The 22,893-nt window shown below is 30.5% G+C and carries 14 protein-coding genes; 4 read left to right on the top strand and 10 right to left on the bottom strand.

The window, feature by feature from the left end:
* The first annotated feature begins 66 nt into the window (after positions 1 to 66).
* Positions 67 to 2,016, top strand: a complete 1,950-nt coding sequence (locus tag ACK2WO_RS04840) for a cell wall-binding repeat-containing protein (RefSeq protein ID WP_414698563.1) — start codon at positions 67 to 69, stop codon at positions 2,014 to 2,016.
* 384 nt (positions 2,017 to 2,400) lie between these two features.
* Here ACK2WO_RS04840 and ACK2WO_RS04835 read toward each other — a convergent pair whose 3' ends face one another.
* Both ACK2WO_RS04835 and ACK2WO_RS04830 read right to left on the bottom strand, forming a co-directional pair.
* Positions 2,401 to 3,522, bottom strand: a complete 1,122-nt coding sequence (locus ACK2WO_RS04835; RefSeq protein WP_414698562.1) for a cell wall-binding repeat-containing protein — start codon at positions 3,520 to 3,522, stop codon at positions 2,401 to 2,403.
* A gap of 143 nt (positions 3,523 to 3,665) precedes the next feature.
* Positions 3,666 to 5,816 (bottom strand): cell wall-binding repeat-containing protein, encoded by a 2,151-nt coding sequence (locus ACK2WO_RS04830; protein WP_414698561.1) that lies wholly within the window; start codon positions 5,814 to 5,816, stop codon positions 3,666 to 3,668.
* 391 nt (positions 5,817 to 6,207) lie between these two features.
* On the opposite strand from ACK2WO_RS04830, the gene ACK2WO_RS04825 reads away from it, so the two are divergent.
* Positions 6,208 to 7,986 carry an RNA-binding domain-containing protein gene (locus tag ACK2WO_RS04825; protein ID WP_414698560.1) on the top strand — a complete coding sequence of 593 codons (1,779 nt, stop codon included), beginning with the start codon at positions 6,208 to 6,210 and terminating at the stop codon, positions 7,984 to 7,986.
* Between the two features lie 349 nt (positions 7,987 to 8,335).
* Here ACK2WO_RS04825 and ACK2WO_RS04820 read toward each other — a convergent pair whose 3' ends face one another.
* Entirely contained in the window at positions 8,336 to 10,507 is a 2,172-nt protein-coding gene (locus ACK2WO_RS04820) for a cell wall-binding repeat-containing protein (RefSeq protein ID WP_414698559.1), read from the bottom strand.
* A 264-nt stretch (positions 10,508 to 10,771) separates the two neighbouring features.
* Between ACK2WO_RS04820 and ACK2WO_RS04815 the strand changes: the two genes are divergently transcribed.
* Both ACK2WO_RS04815 and ACK2WO_RS04810 read left to right on the top strand, forming a co-directional pair.
* On the top strand, positions 10,772 to 12,154 hold the full coding sequence (locus ACK2WO_RS04815; protein WP_414698558.1) for an AAA family ATPase: 1,383 nt from the start codon (positions 10,772 to 10,774) through the stop codon (positions 12,152 to 12,154).
* The gene (locus ACK2WO_RS04810; protein WP_414698557.1) at positions 12,132 to 12,902 is read left to right on the top strand and encodes a hypothetical protein; all 771 of its coding nucleotides are present in this window, start codon (positions 12,132 to 12,134) and stop codon (positions 12,900 to 12,902) included. The genes ACK2WO_RS04815 and ACK2WO_RS04810 overlap by 23 nt, the downstream gene beginning before the upstream one ends.
* A 297-nt stretch (positions 12,903 to 13,199) precedes the next feature.
* Here the strand turns inward: ACK2WO_RS04810 and ACK2WO_RS04805 are convergent, their stop codons facing one another.
* From ACK2WO_RS04805 to ACK2WO_RS04775, 7 genes are all read right to left on the bottom strand, one after another.
* Positions 13,200 to 15,245: a cell wall-binding repeat-containing protein gene (locus ACK2WO_RS04805; protein ID WP_414698556.1), complete on the bottom strand. Its 2,046-nt coding sequence runs from the start codon at positions 15,243 to 15,245 to the stop codon at positions 13,200 to 13,202.
* An 884-nt stretch (positions 15,246 to 16,129) separates the two neighbouring features.
* Positions 16,130 to 18,715 (bottom strand): preprotein translocase subunit SecA, encoded by a 2,586-nt coding sequence (gene secA, locus ACK2WO_RS04800; protein WP_414698555.1) that lies wholly within the window; start codon positions 18,713 to 18,715, stop codon positions 16,130 to 16,132.
* Positions 18,716 to 19,182: 467 nt separating this feature from the next.
* Positions 19,183 to 19,722 (bottom strand): Mor transcription activator family protein, encoded by a 540-nt coding sequence (locus tag ACK2WO_RS04795; RefSeq protein ID WP_414698554.1) that lies wholly within the window; start codon positions 19,720 to 19,722, stop codon positions 19,183 to 19,185.
* 320 nt (positions 19,723 to 20,042) lie between these two features.
* Positions 20,043 to 20,198 (bottom strand): YvrJ family protein, encoded by a 156-nt coding sequence (locus ACK2WO_RS04790; RefSeq protein ID WP_414698553.1) that lies wholly within the window; start codon positions 20,196 to 20,198, stop codon positions 20,043 to 20,045.
* Between the two features lie 21 nt (positions 20,199 to 20,219).
* On the bottom strand, positions 20,220 to 20,444 hold the full coding sequence (locus tag ACK2WO_RS04785; RefSeq protein WP_414698552.1) for a DUF2922 domain-containing protein: 225 nt from the start codon (positions 20,442 to 20,444) through the stop codon (positions 20,220 to 20,222).
* Positions 20,445 to 20,647: 203 nt separating this feature from the next.
* Positions 20,648 to 20,875: a DUF1659 domain-containing protein gene (locus tag ACK2WO_RS04780; protein WP_178411492.1), complete on the bottom strand. Its 228-nt coding sequence runs from the start codon at positions 20,873 to 20,875 to the stop codon at positions 20,648 to 20,650.
* A gap of 331 nt (positions 20,876 to 21,206) precedes the next feature.
* Entirely contained in the window at positions 21,207 to 22,871 is a 1,665-nt protein-coding gene (locus ACK2WO_RS04775) for a cell wall-binding repeat-containing protein (RefSeq protein WP_414698551.1), read from the bottom strand.
* Between the last annotated feature and the right edge of the window lie 22 nt (positions 22,872 to 22,893).

The following is a 22,893-nucleotide window of genomic DNA, read 5'->3' as shown; positions in this document are numbered from 1 at the left end:
AGAGCAAGAGAATAGAGAAAAAAAGAGATGTAACGAATAAAAAAGGAAAACGGAGGTAAAAAGATAATGAATAAGAAAAGATTATCAGTAGTAATGGCAGGAGCAATGCTAGCAAGTAGTGTAGCACCAGTTCTTGCAGCAGAAGTTAAATCATATGAAGTATCTTCTAATGATTTAGGTTTACTTACAGCAAAATTAAGAGAAGTTATGGAATCAAAAAAATTCCATACAACAGACAAAAATAAAGATTTAGCTGGAAAATCAATATATAAACTAACTAAAGGTCTAAATCCTGTAGATGTAACTTTAGAAAGTGTTAAAACTCTAAATGTTGGTGATACTATAACTTTATGGGATCAGGGACATAGAGTTGATGATAAAGGAAACTATTTCTCAACAACAACTGAAAAAACTGAAGTTGCTAAAAAATGGTCTGAAACAGATTTAATAAATGCAGCAAATAAAATAGTAGCTGATATGGAAAATGATTCAGATAAAAGAACATATAAAGTTATAAAAGATGCTAAATTTGATTCAACTAAAAACATATTAGATGTTGAATTATATACAGGAAAAGTTCTTACTTTTAAAGTAGGAGATGATAGAGTTAACTTTATAGCTCCTATAGACAAAGATGGATATGAACTTGAAAATAAAGATGCAAATGCACAGTTAGTTGTTGGATTTAAAAAAGTAGTAACTGAAAAAAATCCAGGTCAGGATATAGATGCAACTAAAATAGCTGAAATAAAAATCGTTGAAGGTGGAAATGCTTACAAAGTAGAAGATTTATATGATGGCTTAATGTTAACAACTAAAGGACACGAACTTTTAAGCATAATGAAAGAAGCTGGAGATAAAGTTTGGATGTATGATGATAACACTTCTTTATACGTTCCTTATACAGGAGAATTAAAGGCTGATCATGGTGTATATAGATTCCATATAGAAACTATAGATGCATTTAATAAAAAATCTGTATACAAAGTAACAGGAACTGATGAAAATGCAGCTGAAACTTTAGCTAAATGGTTAGTTAACAAAGATCCTAAAGTTGACTTATTAGCAGGAGATAATAGATATGAAACAGCTGTTACAATAGCTAAAGATGTAGCTAATATAAAATCAGTTATAAACAATAAGGAAATAGTACTAGTAAATGGAGATTCATTAGTAGATGGATTAGCAGCAGCTCCTCTAGCAGCAAACTATGGTGTACACACTCCAATATTATTAACAGAATCAAATAAATTACCAGCTGCAACAAAAGAATATTTAAAAGAATTAATATCTCAGGTTCCAGTTGGAAAATTAAATGAAGTAAACATAAAAATAGTAGGTGGAACATCAGTTGTTTCAAAAGCTGTTGAAAAAGAATTAAAAGGATATGGATTCGATGTAGATAGATTTGGTGGAGCTAACAGAGAAGAAACATCTTTATTAGTTGCAGAAGAAATAGGTGAAGGAAAAGATGCATTTGTAGTAGGTGCAGAAGGTGAAGCAGATGCAATGTCTATAGCAGCATATGCAGCCTCTCAGAGACAGCCTATAGTAGTAGCTAAAAAAGGTGGAATATCTGAAGAAGCATTAGAAACTTTAGAAGATGTTAAAGTAACTGTTATAGGTGGAGAATCAGTAGTTTCTGCAAATGAATACAAAGAAATAAAAGCTGTAGCTAAAGCTGTTACAAGAGTATCAGGATCAAATAGACAGGCTACAAATGCAGAAATTATAGCTAGATACTATACTAATGATTTTGCTGGAGCTGCTAAAAATGTAGTAGTTGCAAAAGATGGGCAGAAAAATAAATCAGAATTAATAGATGCATTAGCTGCAACAACTTTAGCATCTAAAAATAATGCTCCAATAGTATTAGCTACAAACAAATTATCTAATGCTCAGATAAATGCATTAGAATTAAATGCTAATTTTGCAAATGCAGTATATCAGGTAGGACATGGTGTAGCTAGAGATATAGTTAAAACAATAGCTACAAGACTTGGTGTAATAAAATAATTAAATTTATATACTAGAGACGAGGAATTTTTCCTCGTCTTTTTTTCGCCTTTTGTTGTAATTTTTTATCAAATTCTATATATTATTTAAAAGTTTTTTATCAAAAATAGGCTTGCTTTTGTAAGTCTATTTTTGTATATTTTTAAAATAAAGAACAAATGTTTGGTTAAATAAGATTATCTTACTCTTATTTACTTATATTTAATGTAATAAAAAAATATTTATATATACTTTTTAATGAATTTTTCTTTGAAATTTTAACAAATTTTATTATTCTTTTAGCTTCATAATTCTTCAATAGAGAACATATGTTTTTTGAATATATAAATACAAAAATAGACTTACAAAAGCAAGTCTATTTTTGATATTTTATAATATTTACTTTTAGTCTCTGTTAGTTAATCCTATACATTCAGCTATTGTCTTAACAACTTCTCTGGCTACACCATGACCTACTTGGTATAGTGCGTAAGATTCTTTTGCATTTAATTCTAATGCATTTATCTGTTCCTTAGATAAGCTATTAGTTGCTAGTATTATAGGTGCATTTTTTGAAGCTGCCATGTTAGCTGCTGTTAGAGCATCTATTAAATCATCTTTATCTCTCTGACCATCCTTTGCAACTATAACTGTTTCTGCGGGACCTACAAATTCATTTCTGTAGTATCTATTTATTATTTCTGCATTAGTAGCTTTTCTGTTATCTCCAGCTATTCTTGTAACGCTTGAAGCTTCTGTGTTTAAATATTTTAATTCGTAATCAGAAAATACACTCTTTCCACCTACAACAACTACATTCTGGTCGCTTAATTCACTAACGGCTTCATCTGAAATTCCGCCTTTTTTAGCTACTATGATAGGTGTTTTTGTTTCTGATGCTACTGAAGCTATTGACATTGCATCAGCTTCGCCCTCAGCACCAACTACAAACGAATCAGCTATATTATTTGAAGGTTCTCCTGTTAATTTAGATATGGCTTTAGCTACTTTTAGAGAAGTTTCCTCTCTGTTGTCTCCATTGTATCTAACAACATCGAAATCATATCCTCTTAACTCTCTCTCTAAAGATCTGTTAAGAACTGACTCTCCACCAACTAAATGTATAGTAACTTTTTTAAATTTACCTACAAATACATTTTTTAGAAGTCTTTTTAAGTATGCTTTTGTAGCGTTTGGAAGTTTGTCAGCTTCTGTAAGTAGTATTGGTGATTTATAACCATTTGCATCATCTCCAAGACTAGCAGCAAGAGGAGCTGCAGCAAGACCATCTACTAGAGAGTTCCCATTTACTAGTACTATGTTTACATCTGCATTTGTTTGATTGTTTGTTATTGTATCACCTGTTAGCCCTGCGTATTCTTCGGCTATTTTGACAGCTGTTTCGTATCTGTTTTCACCAGCTAGACTTCCTACATAAGTTCTGTTTGGAAGCTCTTGAGCTAGTATTGGAGCAGTTGAAGTTGTTAGCATTGCTCCTGCAAGAAGTATTGAAAGTTTTTTGTTCATGTTCTGCCTCCTTTGAGTAGTTATATTTTTATTTTACTATATTTTAGATATAGGGGCTATAGGATTTTAGTTATGTTTTATAAAAAAAGACGAGAGATAAATCTCTCGTCTTTTATAAAGTGAAATTTATTATTTAGTTTTAATTAGTTTGTAAGTCCTAATCCATAAGCTATAGATTTAACTACATCTCTAGCTACACCATGACCTATCTGATATAAAGCTGTTGAAGTTTTAGAGTTTAATTCTAAAGCATTTATCTGTGCAGGTGATAATTTATCTGTAGCAAGTACTATTGGAGCTTTTATTTCTGATGCAAAGTTAGCTGCTGCTAATGCATCTACTAATTCTTCTTTATTTCTCTGTCCATCTTTTGCTACTAATACATGATCAGTTTTACCATTTCCTACCTGTTCACCTACGAAACCAGTGTTACCGTCTGCTAAATTTCTTTTGTAGTATGTTTCTATTATCTTAGCATTTGTTGCTTTTCTATTTGATCCACCTAATCTTATTACTGATTTAGATACTGATTTTAATTCTTTTTCTTCTGCTTCTGATACTACAGATTCTCCACCTATTACTGCTACATTTGCATTTTCATCAAATGTATAAAGAGCTTTTTCTGATATTCCGCCTCTTTTAGCTACTATTATTGGAGTTTTATTGTATGCCGCTACCGCTGCTATTGACATTGCATCCGCTTCACCATCTGCTCCTACAACAAATCTTTCTCTTTCAGCAGTTGAAGATTTAGTAGCTTCTACAGCTTCTGCTACTTTTAATGAAGTTTCTTCTCTGTTATCTCCATCATATCTTTTAACATCGAATCCTAATCCTCTTATTTCTCTTTCTAGAGCTGGACTAAGAACAGCATCTCCACCCACTAAGTGTACAGTTACTTTCTTTAATGAACCTATCTGTATATTTGATAATAATTTTCTTAAATATACTTTTGTTGCTTTTGGTAACTGATCTTTTTCTGTTAATAATATTGGAGCTGATTTAGCACCATTAGTTTTTACTGCTGCTAAAGGAGCTGCTGCTAAACCATCTACTAATGCATTTCCATTTACTAATACTATATTTGCATTTTTAATTCTTAAATCATTCTGTTCTCCTACTGTAGTTAATCCAGCATATTCTTCTGCTATTTTAACTGCAGTTTCATATCTATTGTCACCAGCTAATATGTCTACTCTCGCTAATGGTTTTAACATCCATTTTGCTAATCTTTCTGCATTTTTTTCATCTTTAGAAGTTATAGTGTAAGTTACTGCTGGTAGTTCTTTAGAATCAGTACCTTCTAGTTTAAATTTAGGGAATGTTACTGTAAATACATAGTTTCCATTAGCATCTTTAACTATTGCATTTCCTATTTTGTTAACATTCGCAAGTCTAGTTGTAGAATTTCCAGCTGTTGCCGCATGACCAGTTATTTCACCTGTAGTTCCTGATGCATTACCATTTACATGATAGTTTCTTCCCATTGCATCTGCTTCTTTAAGCATAGAGAAGAAGTCATGTCCTTTTTCTGTTAACATTAATCCATCATATAAGTCATCTATGTTTAAGCTATATCCACCAGAAGTTATTGTTATTTCTTCTACTGTAGAAGGTGCTATATCAATATATGCCACATTTCCAGTTGTTGGGAATCCATAGAAATCTTTTGCAGCTATTTCAGAATTTATTGCAGTTTCAACATTGTATTCATTTAAATAAACATTAGTTTTTATTGTTTTAGATCCTTCTTTTAAATTTAATGTTGAAGCATTAACATCTGCTGCAAATTTTACTGTAAGTCCATTACCATCAAGAGTAACTGATGATATAACTTTTTTTAGATTTCCAGCTTTTAAAGTATCAAATGTATTTTTTAACCCAGCTACTTGAGCGGCTGTATATTCTTCATGTCCTTCATTTCTTCCATAGTATTTTTCGCCTTCTTTAACGAAACCTTTTGATTTTATTACTACTTTAGAACCAACTTTTAAGTTTCCTAATTTTTTCTGATAATCATCCTGAGTAGATTTTTCTGTTAATCCTGTAGCAACACCATTTACTTCTACTTCATATATTGATTTTCCTGCTAAATCATTTCCATTTCTATCTCTATCTGCCTTTGTTTCATCAGCAAATTTTTCTGAAGTTAGTATAGTTCTAACTTTCTGGATTAATAATCCTAATTCTGATGCACTTGTTTCACTTTTTACTACTTCTGCTGCAAGAACTGGTGCTACACTACTTGCTAGCATTGCTCCTGCCATTACTACTGATAATCTTTTCTTATTCATTATCTTTTTACCTCCGTTTTCCTTTTTTATTCGTTACATCTCTTTTTTTCTCTATTCTCTTGCTCTTTCGACGCAATTCTTTATTCTTCCACAGTTTTATTGTACGAAACGCGCGACCACCGCCCCAACTAAAGCACAAAATCAACTCACATCATAAAAAACATATATAAATGTAGGAAAAACACAAAAAATCATCTAAAAAATGGCCTTACAAAAAGTAATACCAACAAGAACACATGTTTTTTTGTCTAAAATCACTCATAACATAATTAATAAATTTCAAAATTAACACAAAAAAATGATATAATTAAAATAGATTAGACAACGAAATAAAAAATACTTATTTAAATAAAGATAATTGAGAGAATATATTTCAAAGGAGGGAGTAGACATGGATATATTTGAGCTTATAGACATAGGTGAAAATAGTGAGATAGAATTCAAAAAAGCAAAAAATAGCGTTCCTAAAGACTTGTGGGAAACATATTCTGCAATGGCTAACACAAATGGGGGAACAATTGTGTTAGGAGTAGAAGAAAGATTAGGGGAAGCAGAAAGATTTTGTATTTCTGGGATTAATTCTGTAGAAAAAGTTTTAAAAGACTTTTGGGATACGATAAATGGAAATAAAGTAAATAAAAATATTTTAATGGACAGAGATGTTGAAGTTATAGATATAGACTCTAAAAAAGTAATAAAGATTGAAGTTCCAAGAGCAAATTATTCAGATAAACCAATATTTTTAAATGGAAATCCTTATAATGGGACATATAAGAGAAATTATGAAGGAGATTATAAGTGCTCTGTAAGTGAGGTAAATGCGATGATTAGAGATTCATCTGATGATAATTATGATTCTGTACTTATAGAAAATTATAATTTAGATGATCTTGATATGGAAACAGTTCATCGGTATAGAAATATGTTCTCATCTAGAAATTTACACCATATTTGGATAAAACTATCTGATGAGGATTTTTTGATGCAACTTGGAGCTATTGCAAAGGATAGAAATACTCAAAAAGTTTGGGTAACTGTTGCAGGACTTCTGATGTTTGGAAAAGGTCTTAGTATTAGAGAGAAATTTCCTTATTTGAATTTAGATTATCTAAATATGATTGATTCAGATACTGAGATAAGATATAGAGATAGGGTTACGATAGATGGAAATTGGGAGAATAATTTATTTAATTTCTATATGAAAGTTATAAATAAGTTGGTTGAAGGCTTGCCGATTCCATTTAAACTTGAGGGAATTGTGCGAGTAGATGATACTCCTGTAAATCAGGCTCTGAGGGAAGCTCTTGTAAATACACTTATTCATGGAAATTATTCTATTGAAGGAACAATTAAAATTATGAGATTTAGGAATAGGTTTGAATTCCATAATCCAGGAAATCTTAGAATATCTGTACTTGATGTGTATAGTGGTGGTATATCTAAGTGTAGGAATAAGAATCTTCAAAAGATGTTTAGACTTATTGGCTTTGGTGAAAATATAGGGTCTGGGTTTCCTAAAATATTAAAAGCTTGGTATGAACAAAAATGGGCTGAACCTGTACTTGAGGAAAATTTTAGGATTGATGAGGTTGTGCTAAAAATGAGTATGATTTCTTTTGTACCTGAAGTTTATAGAGAAAAATTGAGATTGATATATGGAAGTAGTTTAGATTCTCTAAATACTGATGAAGTTAAGATTCTTCTTGCAGCAATTACTGAGGGAGAGATTAGTAATGCAAGAGTGCAATGTATTTTGGATATGCATTCTAAAGATATTTCAGATCTTTTGAGAAGTATGGTAAATAGAGGATTGTTAGTTGAAGAAGGATTTGGAAGAGGCAAGAAGTATATGGTTAATGAGCAATTTTGCTGTGAAGAAAGTAATTCTAGTTTGGATAGTGTAGTAGAGAAATCTAAAGGGAATGATGCAAATAAAAAGATTATTTCTTTAGAAGATTTAAACTTGAATAATGTAAGAATTAGCAAAGTTGAGGAGGATATTATAAAGATTATAATAAATGATGGCTTTACAACAACTAGAATAAATTCAGATAGATTGGATATATCTAGACATATGAGTATTAGAGCTTGTAATGACCTTATAGAGAAGGGTCTTATAATAAGAGAAGGAGCTAACAAATCTACAAGATATATATTAAAAAAAGTTTAATCTTTGCAACATAAAATGCAACAGTAAACTGTTATTTGTTTGATTTGTGTTGCAAAAATGCAACAGTAAACTATTATTTATTTGATTTGTGTTGCAAAAATGCAACGCAAATCAAAAACTGATTTTTTTATATAATTTTTAAAGGATAAGTAGAGTAAAGTTAGTGAATTATATAAGAACATATGTTTGTAATAGATTATAAAGACAAAAATAGACTTACAAAAGCAAGCCTATTTTTGTCTTTTTTTATACTTTAAATATAACCTGGAAATTATATTAGAAATATATAAGAAAAAGAAAAGACGAGGAAATTTTCCTCGCCTTTTGTATAAACATTATATAGTTTTTATTATCTATTTGTTAAGTTTAACATTTTAGCTATAGTTCTAACTACTTCTTTGTTAACCTGTCCACCTACCTGGAATAATCCGTAAGCATCTTTAGCGTATGAATTTATAGCTGATTCCTGTTCTTTTGATAATTTAGATGTAGCTAGTACTATTGGAGCTTTTTTAGTTGCTGCCATATTTGCTGCTGCTAATGCATCTACTAAATCTATTGGTCTTCTCTGTCCATCTTTTGCTACTATTACGTTCTGAGCTCTTCCTACACCTTCAGCAAATCCAGATTCATTATAGTATTTTTCTATTACTTTTGCATTTGTAGCTTTTCTGTTATCTCCGTATATTCTATTTACAGATTTAGCTTCTTCTCTTAATGCGTTTTCATCTCTTGCTGTTACTACAGTTTTTCCACCTACTATTGTAGTGTCCATTCCTTTTAATTCGTATACAGCATCTTCAGATATTCCACCTTTTTTAGCTACTACTATTGGTGTTTTCTGATCTGCAGCTACTGCTGATATTGACATTGCATCTGCTTCACCTTCTGCTCCTACTACGAATGCTTTAGAGTCTTTTCCGTTATTTTTTCTTACAGCATCCATTACTAATAATGAAGTTTCTTCTCTATTATCACCATCATATCTTTCGATTTTAAATCCTAATCCTCTTAATTCTTTTTCTAAAGATTTATTAAGAACTGATTCTCCACCTACTAGATGTATTGTTGCTGATTTATTATTTCCTACTAAATGATCTGCCATTAATTCTTTTAAGAATTTAACAGTTGCTTTTGGTAAATGATCTGCTTCTGTTAATAACATAGGTACTTTTCTAGAAGTTTTATCTGCTATAGATGATGCTAGAGGAGCTGCTGCTAATCCATCTACTAAAGCGTTTCCATTTACTAGTACTATATCTCTTATTTCTTTTGTATTTCCATGTGAATTATTAGTAACTACTTGTCCATTTAATCCAGCATATTCTTTTGCTAATAATACAGCTGTTTCATATCTATTTGATCCTTCAAATTTATCTACTCTTGCCTGTGGTCTTAACATCCAAGATGCTAGTCTTGCCACTTCCTGTTTATTTTTTCCAGATATTGTATATGTTTCTGCCTTTAAATCATCTTTTGCAGATAATCTTATTTCAAATCTATATACTCCATTGTATTCTTTTATATTTCTAAATATCTGTGTTTCTAATGCTTTTATTGTTTCCTGATCCTGTATACGACCTATTTCATAATAGTTAAGTTCGTCATCATTTATAACTATTTTTCCTTCTCTACCAGCTGCTATATTATCTTTTAACATTCCAAAGAATTCATTTCCTTTGTCTGTTAAGAATAATCCATCATATAAATCAGCTACATCAAAGTTATATCCTCCTGGAGTTATAGTGTATTCTTTTACTAAACTTGAAGATATAACTGTTGCATCTGTAACTTTACCAGCTAAAACAAATCCATAGAATTCTTCTGGTTTTACTGTACTATTTAAAGTTGCTTCTGTTTTTCTAGCTTCATCAGTATAGTATTTTAATGAAGTTATTCCTGTATTAGCATCTTTTTCAGTTTTGAATTTTCTAGATACATCTTTTTCTAATATTATAGTTTTTTCTGATTCTAGTCCTGGGACTTTAACATCATCATGGAAATCTAATACAAGCTGTCCTACGCTGTTAAATTCAACACTTTTAAATAATTTACCATTTTCTTTATTAGGATCTATATTGTCTACTAGTAAATCTTTTAAATCCTTTAAAGATTTCTCATCGTATTTTGGATAATCTGTTTTTACTTCATAGTGATATAATTTTCCATCTACTTCTTTGTGTCCTTTGTCATATACTTTTACAGAATCTCCAACTCTTAGTGAATTAAATGCATTCTGCCATTTCTGAGTAGATGCATTTGCTGTTAACTGAGTCTGTTCTTTTCCATTTATAAATACTGCATATACTGACTGATTTCTTACATCATCTTTTCCAGTTGGTGCATTTTCTTCTTCATTAGCAAATACATTTTTTTCTACTAAGTTTCTTATTTCTTCCTGTAAAAGTCCTAATTCATTTGCTGAATGTTCACTTTTTACTACTTCTGCTGCAAGAACTGGTGCTACACTACTTGCTAGCATTGCTCCTGCCATTACTACTGATAATCTTTTCTTATTCATTATCTTTTTACCTCCGTTTTCCTTTTTTATTCGTTACATCTCTTTTTTTCTCTATTCTCTTGCTCTTTCGACGCAATTCTTTATTCTTCCACAGTTTTATTGTACGAAGCGCGCGACCACCGCCCCAACCAAAACACAAAATTTAAAAAATCATACTTTTTACATCTAAATTCATACAAAAAATATGAAAAAAACTAAAAAAGTGATATTATAAATATAAAGAATAAACAAAAAAATATTTTATACTTAGAAAGAGGAATTTTTATGAAAGAATTTATGCGTATAGTAGGAATTACTATTGAAGGAATAAAGAATGTCTGCCATGGATCTATAAAAATTAACGCAACAAATAATAAAAATGAAGAAGATTTCTCAAAATCAGGGTCTATTCTTGGAATATATGGTCAAAATGGTTCTGGAAAATCAACTATTTTAGAAGCTACAGATATTTTAAAATCTGTTATAACAGGTAAAAATCTACCAGATTATGTTGGAAGTATGATTAATACTACTTCTAAAAAAGCACGTTTAGAATACAATTTTTATATAGAATTTGATGATTTCAAAGGATTTATAGATTATGAATTTAACATATCTCTTGATGATAACGATAAATATGTTATAAATCATGAGAAATTATCTCTAAAAAAATTTGAAGATAATGAATGGAAGAGAAAAAGAATTCTATTTGAAGCAGAGAATGGAGAAATAACGTATTCAAAAGTAAAAAAAGTTATCTCAAAAGATACTAATATGTTTTCAAAATTATTATATGAGATAAATCCAGATGCTTCTTTAATTTTTGGAAGTGGAGCAAAAGATAAAGTGGCCGAAGAACTTGCAAAAAAAGGAGAGGATGACCTTCTTTTTGTTGTTAGAGTTCTTAAATATTTTTCTATTAAAAATTTAATTATTATAAAAAATGATGCGATGGGAAGTATATATCTTGATAAATTTGTTTCCCTAAATGTATATCTTCAAAATAGTGATAGTTTAAAAAGAGGAAGAATAGCAATCAATCTATTTAAGCCAAATATTTTGCCTGTAAATATATTTGATGGTGTTAAAAGTGTTATTGAACAGATAAATATTGTTATAAAATCACTAGTTCCTTCTTTAGAGATAGGTATAGTAAATGAAAAAGAGCAGCTTATGAAAGATGGAAGTGATGGGATAAGTTTTGAGATAGTAAGCATAAGAGATGGTAAAAATATTCCTTTAGTGTATGAATCAGAAGGGATAAAAAGAATAATTTCTATTACAAGTGCACTTGTTGCGGTATACAACAAAGAATCTGTATGTCTTCTAGTAGATGAATTTGATTCAGGTATTCATGAGTATTTGCTTGGTGAGATTTTAAAAATATTCAATGATTCGGCAAAAGGTCAATTTATTTTTACATCTCATAATTTAAGACCTCTTGAAAAACTTCCTTATAAGTCTATTATTTTTACAACTATCAATCCAGATAATAGATACATTTATCTTTCTGGAGTCAATTCAAATAATAATATTAGAGATTTTTACTATTCAGCGATTCTTCTTGGTGGTCAGGAAGAGGAAGTTTACAATGAAACTAGAGATTATAGGATAGAAAAAGCATTTAGAAAGGCAGGTAAACTTTATGGCAACGAAGAAGAAAACTAAAATAAAGCCTAAAAAGAAAGTTTTTCTATTAATTGTTGAAGGAAAAAGTGATGAAAAGGCACTAAAGCCTATAATTTCAGAATTGATGAATGATCAAGTGCTTTTTAAAACTGTAGGTTGTGACCTTTCCTCTAATGACGGAAAAGGATATAAAAATAAAACTCTTGTTGAATTAATAAAGATAGAGTTGACAAAATTTTTATTAGAAAATAGAGGAATTACAGAAAAAGATATAAAAAAAATAGTAGTTATATCTGATACAGATGGATGTTATATTCCGGATGAAGCTGTTTTTTCTTCTGATAAAGAAGAGCTTCGATATGAAGATGAAGGAATTTATACAAGTGATGTAGAAGGAATAAGGAAGAGAAATAAATTTAAATCTAAAAAGCTTGAGCCAGTTATCAAAGGTGAAATGTTAGGAGATATACCTTTAGAAATATATTATTTTTCTTGTAATTTAGACCATGTTATTCATGGGGAGAGAAATATGGATTCTTCTAAAAAGGTTAGCTCGGCAGAAGATTTTTCTGATTTATATGATGGTGAGGAGGAAAAATTTGTAGAGTTTGTAGATGAGTTTGGAGTAGAGAAGAAATTTAATGATTCTTGGAAGTTTATAAAGAAGGATTTAAATTCTCTTATGAGATACTCTAATATGAATGTTTTCTTTATAAATAATTTGAGGTATTTTAATGATGTAGCAAAAGTTGTTATTGAGAAGTGTATGAGAGATTCTGAAAGTTAAAAGAAATCTTTCCAACAATAAACCGCTATTTGTTTGATTTGTGTTGCAAAAATGCAACGCAGATAAAAAACTGATTTTTTTAATATACTTTTTAAAGGATAAGTAGAGTAAAATTAGTGAATTATACAAGAACGTATGTTTGCAACGGATTGTAGAGGCAAAAATAGACTTACAAAAGCAAGCCTATTTTTGTCTTTTTTATTTTTTGTAAAAAGAAAAGACGAGGAAAAGTTCCTCGTCTTTATGTATGTAAAATTAATTATTCACTTTTAATGAGTTACTAAATTTACCCTATAATTAGTTAGTTAATCCTAATCTCTGAGCTATTTCTTTAACTACATCTCTAGCTACACCATTACCTACCTGATATAATGCTTCAGATTTTTTACCTTTTAATTCTAATGCATTTATCTGTGCAGTTGATAATTTTTTAGTTGCTAATACTATTGGAGCTTTCTTTTCTGATGCCATATTTGCTGCTGCTAATGCATCTATTAATTCATTTTTATTATTCTGTCCATCTTTTGCTACTATTACATTTGAAGTATTGCTTATAGTATAGTATTTGTTTATTATAGCTGCATTTGTTGCCTGTCTATTTGCTCCAGCTATTCTTATTATAGAGTTAGCTTTAGCTTTTAAAGCTTTGAAATCTGCTGCAGATACTGCATTTTCTCCACCTATAACTGTTACATTAAATCCTTTTAATTCATCTATAGCGTCTTCAGATAATCCACCATTTTTAGCTACTATTATAGGAGTTTCTGCACCTGCTGCAACTGGAGCTATTGACATTGCATCTGCTTCTCCCTGTGCACCTACTACATAAGCATTTCCTTTAGAAGCTTTATTATTGTTGAATACTGCTTCAGCAACTTCTAATGAAGTTTCTTCTCTGTTATCTCCGCCGAATCTTTCAACTTCGAATCCGTATCCTTCTAATTCTCTTTCTAATGATTTAGATACAACGCTAGTACCACCAACTATACTTATTTTAACATTTTCTAAATTTCCTAATTCTATATTTTTAAGAACTCTGAATAAGTAATCTTTTGTAGCTGTTGGTAATTTGTCAGATTCAGTTAATAGTATTGGAGTTTTAGAGTCTTTATTAACATTTAAAGATTCTGCTAAAGGAGCTGCAGCTAATCCATCTACTAAAGAATTTCCGTTTACTAATACTATATTTCCATTTTTATTAGTTGAACCATATACAGCATCTAATTCAGCATATTCTTCAGCTATTTCTACAGCTGTTTCGTATCTATTATCTCCTGCTAATATATCAACTTTTGCAGATCTTGCTACTAACCAAGAATTTAATCTATCTATATTCTTTTTATCTGTACCAGTTATTGTGTAAGTCTGTTTTTCTAAACTTCCTACTTTTGGGAATTCAACTGTAAATGACCATTTTTTCTCTGCATTAACCTGTTTTACAGGATTAACAGTAACATCTAAATCAGCATTTCTATCTGCTTTATCATAGTATTTCATTTCAGCTAAGAAATCATGACCTTTTGTTGTTAACATTAAGCCATCATATAAATCTTCTACTGATAAGCTAGTTCCACCAGGTGTAACAGTTATTGTTTCTATTTTTTCAGAATCTATACCAACTATTTCAGCATCTGCTAAAGCAAATCCACGGAAATTATTTGCTGCAACAGCACCTAAACCTGTAGAAGCATTAGTTTCAATTTCATTACCATTTGCATTTATATATTTTGCAAAGTTTAATTCTTTATCCCCTGCAGTTAATCTTATATCAGAAACACCTTCAGCATGTACAGCATCTCCAAAGCTTATTGTAAGTATTCCTGTATCTGAATCAAATTTAACAGCATTTTTAGCTGAAGTAGAGTTTCCTAAAATAGTTCCCATATATGGTCTCCATACAGAAGTGGCACCTAAATTTGATTCTTTTGCTATTTCTTCAAGTTCTGCTGTTGTGTATGTAGGTTCAGATTTTTTTGAAGCATAGTATTTACCGTCTTTTTCTTCGTATCCATATGACCATATTTCAACAACATCTCCAGCTTTTACATTACCTAATTTGCTCTGGAAATCAGCCTGAGAAGATTCGTTATCTAAAGCTACTTTTTTTCCATTTAATGTTACAAAGTATACAGATTTACCATAAAAACCAGCATTTAATCCATCTTTATCATCCGCTTTATCAGCAAATACTTTTGAGTTTAAAGTTTCTCTAACCTTTCTTATTAGAAGACCTGCTTCATTAGCAGGCATTTCACTTTTCTGTACTTCTGCTGCAAGAACTGGTGCTACACTACTTGCTAGCATTGCTCCTGCCATTACTACTGATAATCTTTTCTTATTCATTATCTTTTTACCTCCGTTTTCCTTTTTTATTCGTTACATCTCTTTTTTTCTCTATTCTCTTGCTCTTTCGACGCAATTCTTTATTCTTCCACAGTTTTATTGTACTACATTTTCTATGTGGGTGCAATAGTTTTTTGAACTAAAAGTTACATTTTCTTAACCTTTTGCATATTGACTTTTGCATTTTCCTCGCATATCCGATGTAATATCTTGTATTATACTGTAAAGCTTACTAACTGTAAACCCCCTTTTTTAAATTCGTGGACTTTTTACCCCTTTTGCGTTATAATTATATATGGGAAATTTAGATATTTCTAACATCTCTTTTTCCCCATTTCTTCCACAGAAAAACAGGTACGGATTTTTCCGTATCTGTTTTTTTTATTGATTTTCTGCCATTTCCAATGGCAGAAATACTTTTTCTCGCCCCGCTCGAAAAAGAACCTAAAGCTCACGCTTTAGGTTTATTTTTTTGCAAACTTAGTATTATTCTTTTTTTTATTTTTTTGTAATTTTTTTGTTACTATTCTTTACATTTTTTGAATTTCTTGTAACTTTTTTGTAACTTATATCAAATTTATACCCATTTTTTACTATTTTTTATTTCAAATTTCAATACTTTTCAAATTCTGTAACAAAATAAAATTTTCAAAACCTAACGGCAAAAAATTTTACTATCATCTAAGTATCTAATATCTAAGTATCTAAAAATAAACTAAAAGATTTACATACACAAAAAGCCTATCCTCCAATAAGGCTAACTCTTTTCTACATACAAAAAAGGTTGTTGCATACCGCAACAACCTTTTTAAAAGCATTCTTCACTATACTATTTTAAAAATTACTCTTTATTATTTAAAAAAACTATTCTTAATAATTCTTTATTATTCTTCTGTTTTTTCTTCTTCATTTAATATCCATTCACCATTTTCGTCCTGCTCAGCATCTATACCTAACTGTTCTAATACTTTAGCATACTCTTCATCACTTAGAGAGTTTAGGTATTCTGATAATGCTTCTATCTGAGCTTCATCTGGTTCAACAGCTCTTTCGTACTGTTCAACATCGTCCTGGCTTATTGTTTCTATATTATCCATATCTATTTCTTTCTGTCCTAGAGCTTCTCTAGCAAATCCGAATAGATATTTTAAAGTATCTTTTCTTATATTCATGTTCATTTCGTCGTACATTCTACCAGCTTCAACAGTGTACTCTTTAACTGGGTCCTTCTGTGCAGATGCCTGAAGTCCTATACCCTGTCTCATCTGATCCATTAAATCTATATGATATGTCCAGTAGCTATCAACTACAGTAAGTAGTGTTTCTCTTTCTTCAGCTTTTACCATATCTTCGCCTAACATTATCTTTTTAAGGTTGTAGATATTTTCTACTATTGCATAAGTCTGGTTAGCTATAGCTTCTGGAGATAATTCTGACCATCCTGGTATTATTAATGTGTTGTATGGTACGAATTCGTTGTATAAGTGAGCTACGTATTTAACAAAATCACGATCTTTCCCTCTTAGATATGTTTCTGTAGCGTATATTATTCTTTCTTTTATCATTTCCTGAATTTCTTCAGATATATCTGCATTGTTAAGTACTTTATCTCTTTCTGCATATACAACTTTTCTCTGTTCGTTTATAACATCATCGTATTCAAGTACCTGTTTTCTTGTCTGGAAGTTTTTACCTTCTATTGTTTTCTGTGCTTTTTCTACAGTTTTAGTAAGTTGTTTACTTTCCATACCTCCAAATTCGTCTGGAGTTATTTTTTTAGAAAGTTTTTCTATAGTCTTACCACCGTAAAGTTTGATTATTTCATCTTCTACACTGACGAAGAATCTTGATTTACCTGGGTCTCCCTGACGTCCAGAACGACCTCTAAGCTGGTTGTCTATACGTCTTGATTCATGTCTTTCAGTACCTATTACGTAAAGTCCGCCTACTTCTCTTACTTTTTTAGCTTCTTCAGGATCTCCCGCACCAAGTTTTATATCTGTACCTCTACCTGCCATATTAGTTGCTATTGTTATAGCTCCTAATTTACCAGCTTCAGCAACTATGTCTGCTTCTTCTTTATCCTGTTTAGCGTTTAATACTTTGTGCTGTATTCCCTGTTTTTTAAGTAATTCTGATAATTCTTCAGATTTTTCAACAGATACAGTACCTACTAGTATTGGCTGTCCTGTTACATGTGCTTCTTTTATTTCTTCAACAACTGCTGCATATTTCTGTTTTTCTGTTTTGTATATTCTATCGTGTAAGTCTGCTCTTAATACTGGTTTGTTTGTAGGTATCTGAACAACGTTCATGTGGTATATTGATTCAAATTCCTGTTCTTCTGTTTTAGCAGTACCTGTCATTCCTGATAGTTTTTCATATAGTCTGAAGAAGTTCTGGAATGTTACAGTTGCCATTGTTCTTGATTCACCTTTTATTTCAACGCCTTCTTTAGCTTCAACAGCTTCATGAAGTCCGTCTGTAAATCTTCTTCCCTGCATTACCCTTCCTGTAAATTCATCGACTATTAGTATTTCTCCATCTCTTACAACGTATTCTACGTCTAAGTCCATCATTTTGTGTGCTCTAAGAGCCTGGTTTATAGCGTGGAATATTTCCATATTTTCTATATGAGTTATGTTTTCTATTCCATAGAATTTTTCTGCTTTTTTGATACCAGCTTCTGTAAAAGCTACTGTGTTTTCTTTTTTATCTTTTTCATAGTCTTCTTCTTTTATTGTTTTTAGGAATGCATTAGCAACTTTGTATATTTCTGTTCCTTCTGCTCCCTGACCAGCTATTATAAGTGGTGTTCTAGCTTCATCTATTAATATAGAGTCGACCTCATCGACTATAGCAAATTTAAGTTTTTTCTGTACTTTTTCTTCATTGCTTTTAGCCATGTTATCTCTTAAATAGTCGAATCCAAATTCGTTGTTTGTTCCGTATATTATGTCAGCTTCGTACTGAGCTTTTCTTTCTTCGTGAGTCTGATCAGCTATTATAACCCCTGTTGTTAATCCTAAGAAGTTGTATACCTGTCCCATTTCTTCAAGGTCACGCTGTGCAAGGTAGTCGTTGACAGTTACAACGTGTACCCCTTCTCCAGTAAGACCATTTAAGTAAACTGGTGCTACGGCAACCAATGTTTTACCTTCCCCAGTTTTCATTTCAGCTATTTTTCCCTGATGAAGAACTATCCCACCTATTAGCTGCACTCTGTACTGTCTCATTCCAAGTACTCTCCAAGAAGCCTCTCTTGCAACTGCAAATGCTTCAACTAATATATCGTCTAAAGTTTCTCCATTAGCTAATCTTTCTTTAAATATGTTTGTCATATTTTTAAGTTCATCATCGCTCATAGCTTTGAATCTATCTTCTTCTGCATCTATCTTATCTACTATGGCATTTATCTTTTTTATTTCAGCCTCATCAGACTTACTAAGTATTCTGTCTAAAAGTGACATTTAGAATTTCCCCCTTTTATATCTAATTAGATTTTCTCTTATTTATTACATCTTTTAATAATCTTTATCGAGTCTTCCACACTGTACGTTCACTCTTTATATTAGTTTAAAACGTACTATTTCTATTATATTATAATTGCTGATTTATGTATATAGTCAGAGAAAAATAATTGTGCATTTAATATCTATTTTTCTTATTTTCACTTTATTTTTATAGCTTTTTCATTGTGTTTATATTCTTACCTTATTGTATTAATTTATTTTTACGATTGATAAAATGATGTCATTACGTTATAATTAGACTTACTTGAAATTTTGTTACATTCAAGTGAATTCTTCCACACGTTTCCTTAGGGAAACAAAAAAGGACAAGATTCTAACTGCTATCCTAATGGATTTGCGGTTATCAATCTTGTCCTTCTTTTTTTAGGTTATCAATCTTGTCCTTCTTTTTTTATTTAATTTTATTAATGTATTTTCTTCTTATTCTTAGAGTAGCTCATACATTCTTTTACGTATCTTCTTACTGTAGATAAGCTTAGTCCACAGTAAACAGCTGTTTTTGAGTAGTCTGCACCTGTTTCCAAAAATACTTTGTAAACATATCTTTTTCTTTTCTTCTCTATTATATTTTCGTATTTTGGTAAATACAGGTTCCGTCCTCCACAAAATGCCACCATTATTCGATATGCATCTATGCCAACTGTTTCCGCAACCATTCTGTATTTAGGCTCTATATCCTCCAAATCAAATTCTAGTTCTGACATAGCTTTTCTGTGTTTCCTCTTTTCAGCCTCAAATTTTTCTATCTCCTTTTTGTTTCCATCTGCTTCCAATTTCTTTTTCTCATCCTCGTTTTTATCATCCCCTGCTGATTTTTCTGCTGAAGCTTCTTTTTGAGAATTATCTTTTTCTAGATTATCCTCTGACTCTAAATCAGCTTCTGAAGTTTGTTCATCATCTTCCAATGTCAAAACTTCCTTCTTATTTGCTTTTCCCTTGGGCATAATTGATCCTCCTAGTTAATATAAATTTTTTCTTTTCCCTATTTCTAGTTTATTTAACTTATACTGTCAAAGTTTTTATCCACCCTTCCAGGGCCCCTAAAATTTAGAAGGGTGAATAATTTTATTCATGATAAATAATCACTGAATAATTTAATTAATACCTATTTTTTTAACTATATATTAAAATTTCCTTTGACATATATATAATATTACATTTTTATAAAAAATAAAATAGATTTGACACGAAATGCATTTTTTTGCACCGAAAGTGCCTTTTTTTGACACGAAACTTCATTTTAAATAATGAAATACATTTTAATCTACATCTTTTGTAAAAATGATTCTATTATTTTAGATAATCCATTTATGCTATCAGATAATGTACTTACCTTCGTTTCGATTCTTATTAAAAGGAAAATTGACACTGCTATAGGAAATCCTACATTTGCAATTAAGTTCCGTAATTCATTTTCCATATTGCTTCACCTCAGCTGCTTTTACACAACTAAATCGTGTACTGTTTCATCTGTTGTGATTATTTTAGCCTCTGCAGTTGCAACTATATCTGCTCCTTTAACTGCAAATATGTTTTTCTGGACTATTAGATCCATTGCATTTTTTATTTCCTGTTCTTCTATTGCTTCCTTAGGTTCATCTAAAGATATTATTAATGTTTTTCCGTTATCTGTTTTAAATTTCATTGCAAGTCTTTTTCTTATCATATTTATATTCTCCTTATTTTTAGTTTTAATGTTTTTGATTTACATTTTTAATTCTTTTTAATGTTATTAAATATGCTTTCAATATTTTTTATAACTTTTGATAATTTTGTTCTTATTTGTTTTAATTGTTTGAGTTTGGTTAATTGTTTTGAGTTATATGTTTTATTATGTTTTTTATTTTGCTAATAATTAGCTTTTTAATTTTATAGACTTTCTTCATAATCTGTGTCGTCTATTTTTGCTATTTTATCTGCTGGTACTTCTAGCAATCCTGATAATGCCTTCCCTACTGCATGAACATCTTCCATCTTTGCATCTGCTTTTAGATTTTTGATGTTTTTAAATTTGTACTTCATTTCACCGCCTTCTAACTTTCCGTTCTCGAATTTAAGTCTTAGTATTGATGGGTTTTTTCTTTCTGTAACTGCCATTTTAGTTACCTCCTTATATATTTTATTCAGGCTTTTCCCTTGCCTGTGACTATAGTATAGGATTTTAAAAGGTTTAATTCTAACACCAACTGAAACTTTCTTCTGAAACGGAATCTTTAAAAATTAAAAGCTTTATAAAACGAAAAAAAGACTATTGCAGTTATTAAAATGTAATTTATATAAGTATCATTTGTACTTTATATAAGTTTCATCTTATAATTGCAATAGTCTTTTTTTATCTAGCTTATAGCATTTATTTAATTTATGCTCTTTCTTTATTTTATAGACTTATTTGTTTAGTTTATAATCTTTCTTTATTATAATTTTTGCTTTATGGGTTTAAGAAGTCGGTATAGAATCCGTACACACCGCTCTTTCTTAATTTGTCCACTGTTTTTTTATTGTTGTATGTGTTCATATACAATTTAATTCCCTTTGCATTACACTTGTCTACTAAAGATTTTGTGTAAAGTTTTGAATCTATTGTAAGAACTTTTATTCCGTTAAATGCACATAAATTAGTTATCCTATCTTCATTTACCTTGTTCATTGTGTAGCAGGTAAATAGCATCGAGTCAAAATCATGTACATTTAAAATCCGTTTGTATGTAGAATCATTGTACGCCTGAGGAATTATCCTAGAAATCACATCTCCACTGGCTTCTTGTACTATTTTTTCGTATACCTTTCTTATAGTCGCATCTTTTGTAGATTTTGAGTCTATTATAAGGTACATATCCCTATGATCTTCCATATAATTTACAATGTCCTTAAAAGACATTGTAGTATATTTTCCATAAGGCTTTAATTTTTTAAATTCGCTAAGTGTAGGCCTTTTGCTACTGTATTTTGTAGGTATTTTCATATCTTTTAGGTTGTCTTTGCTAAACGAGTGCCATGCAATTAATTCATCATCACTCGATAAGTTTATATCCACCTCAAATACTCTAAACCCTTTTTTATAATTGTACTCCATAGCCTGTCTTGAATTTGTGTAGTCTTTTCCGTCTATCCCACCCATTGCATGTGCTATGTATCTGTATTTTGTCCAATCGTAATTAAATCTATCAATTCCGCCTGAATATCCAACAGCCCTTGCTATAGAGTTTTCTGGGATATTTCCTAGAGCAATTATTCCCCTTGCACCGCTTAAAACTGTATGATTTGTGTTGTAGTTTATCAATACAAGTGGCTTACTTGTACAAATTGAACATGCAACAGATGCAATTGTATAATCGTTTTTGTCTACTATGTAAAAATCTTTTGGATTTGAGTAGAATCTATCTATTATTAATTTATTTGTGGCATATCTATCAGCTCCACCGATTCTTTCAGAATTTTTTAAGCTATTTTGCACAGAGCTATTTACAACAGAAGTCCCACCTATTATGTATCTTTTTGCTGCACTATCTGCAATTTCTTTTAAGTCGTTATCAATAGATTTTCCATTTGTAAGCAGGATTGGAGCTTTTTCTCTATAAGCTACTGGCGATGCAGACACTATATCTGCTTCTCCTCTCACTCCATTTGCAAGAAATACCTTGTCTATACTTCCATTTCCAATCACTTCTTTTGCAACTTGGTAAGATGTTTCGTATCTATTTTTTCCTCCTAGCCTAGTTACATTTTTTCCTTTGCTTTTTAAATTTTCTTCTATTGATTTAGATACTGCCTTTTCACTACCTATTATATAGATATTATTTGCAGCATTTAATCGACTTTGAGTTTCTTCTGGAATTTTGTTTGCAGATGTAAGAAGTATTACACCATTTTTTGCACCTGCAAGGGCTGCTGCACTCAGTCCATCAGCTACTGTATTGTCCATATTTACCAATATAATAGAAGAATAGCTTCTCATATCAGATATTTTAGCTGCTGTTTCATAGTTATTTTTCCCTTTAATTCGTTCCAGTGTGTTTAGCGCACTAGTTGGAGTAACAACAGATAAAACCATCATCGCCGACAAAACTATTGTCGTTATCTTTTTTCTTATCATATTTTCCCCCTATGTATGCTAT

The sequence above is a fragment of the Peptacetobacter sp. AB845 genome (assembly GCF_047528295.1).
Classification (GTDB): Bacteria; Bacillota; Clostridia; order Peptostreptococcales; family Peptostreptococcaceae; genus Peptacetobacter.
This window is presented reverse-complemented; position numbering and strand designations above follow the sequence as displayed.

Bases quoted from the DNA above. Each gene is read 5' to 3' on its own strand.
- ACK2WO_RS04840 (WP_414698563.1), top strand. From the start codon at position 67: ATGAATAAGAAAAGATTATCAGTAGTAATGGCAGGAGCAATGCTAGCA.
- ACK2WO_RS04835 (WP_414698562.1), bottom strand. From the start codon at position 3,522: ATGAACAAAAAACTTTCAATACTTCTTGCAGGAGCAATGCTAACAACT.
- ACK2WO_RS04830 (WP_414698561.1), bottom strand. From the start codon at position 5,816: ATGAATAAGAAAAGATTATCAGTAGTAATGGCAGGAGCAATGCTAGCA.
- ACK2WO_RS04825 (WP_414698560.1), top strand. From the start codon at position 6,208: ATGGATATATTTGAGCTTATAGACATAGGTGAAAATAGTGAGATAGAA.
- ACK2WO_RS04820 (WP_414698559.1), bottom strand. From the start codon at position 10,507: ATGAATAAGAAAAGATTATCAGTAGTAATGGCAGGAGCAATGCTAGCA.
- ACK2WO_RS04815 (WP_414698558.1), top strand. From the start codon at position 10,772: ATGAAAGAATTTATGCGTATAGTAGGAATTACTATTGAAGGAATAAAG.
- ACK2WO_RS04810 (WP_414698557.1), top strand. From the start codon at position 12,132: ATGGCAACGAAGAAGAAAACTAAAATAAAGCCTAAAAAGAAAGTTTTT.
- ACK2WO_RS04805 (WP_414698556.1), bottom strand. From the start codon at position 15,245: ATGAATAAGAAAAGATTATCAGTAGTAATGGCAGGAGCAATGCTAGCA.
- secA (WP_414698555.1), bottom strand. From the start codon at position 18,715: ATGTCACTTTTAGACAGAATACTTAGTAAGTCTGATGAGGCTGAAATA.
- ACK2WO_RS04795 (WP_414698554.1), bottom strand. From the start codon at position 19,722: ATGCCCAAGGGAAAAGCAAATAAGAAGGAAGTTTTGACATTGGAAGAT.
- ACK2WO_RS04790 (WP_414698553.1), bottom strand. From the start codon at position 20,198: ATGGAAAATGAATTACGGAACTTAATTGCAAATGTAGGATTTCCTATA.
- ACK2WO_RS04785 (WP_414698552.1), bottom strand. From the start codon at position 20,444: ATGATAAGAAAAAGACTTGCAATGAAATTTAAAACAGATAACGGAAAA.
- ACK2WO_RS04780 (WP_178411492.1), bottom strand. From the start codon at position 20,875: ATGGCAGTTACAGAAAGAAAAAACCCATCAATACTAAGACTTAAATTC.
- ACK2WO_RS04775 (WP_414698551.1), bottom strand. From the start codon at position 22,871: ATGATAAGAAAAAAGATAACGACAATAGTTTTGTCGGCGATGATGGTT.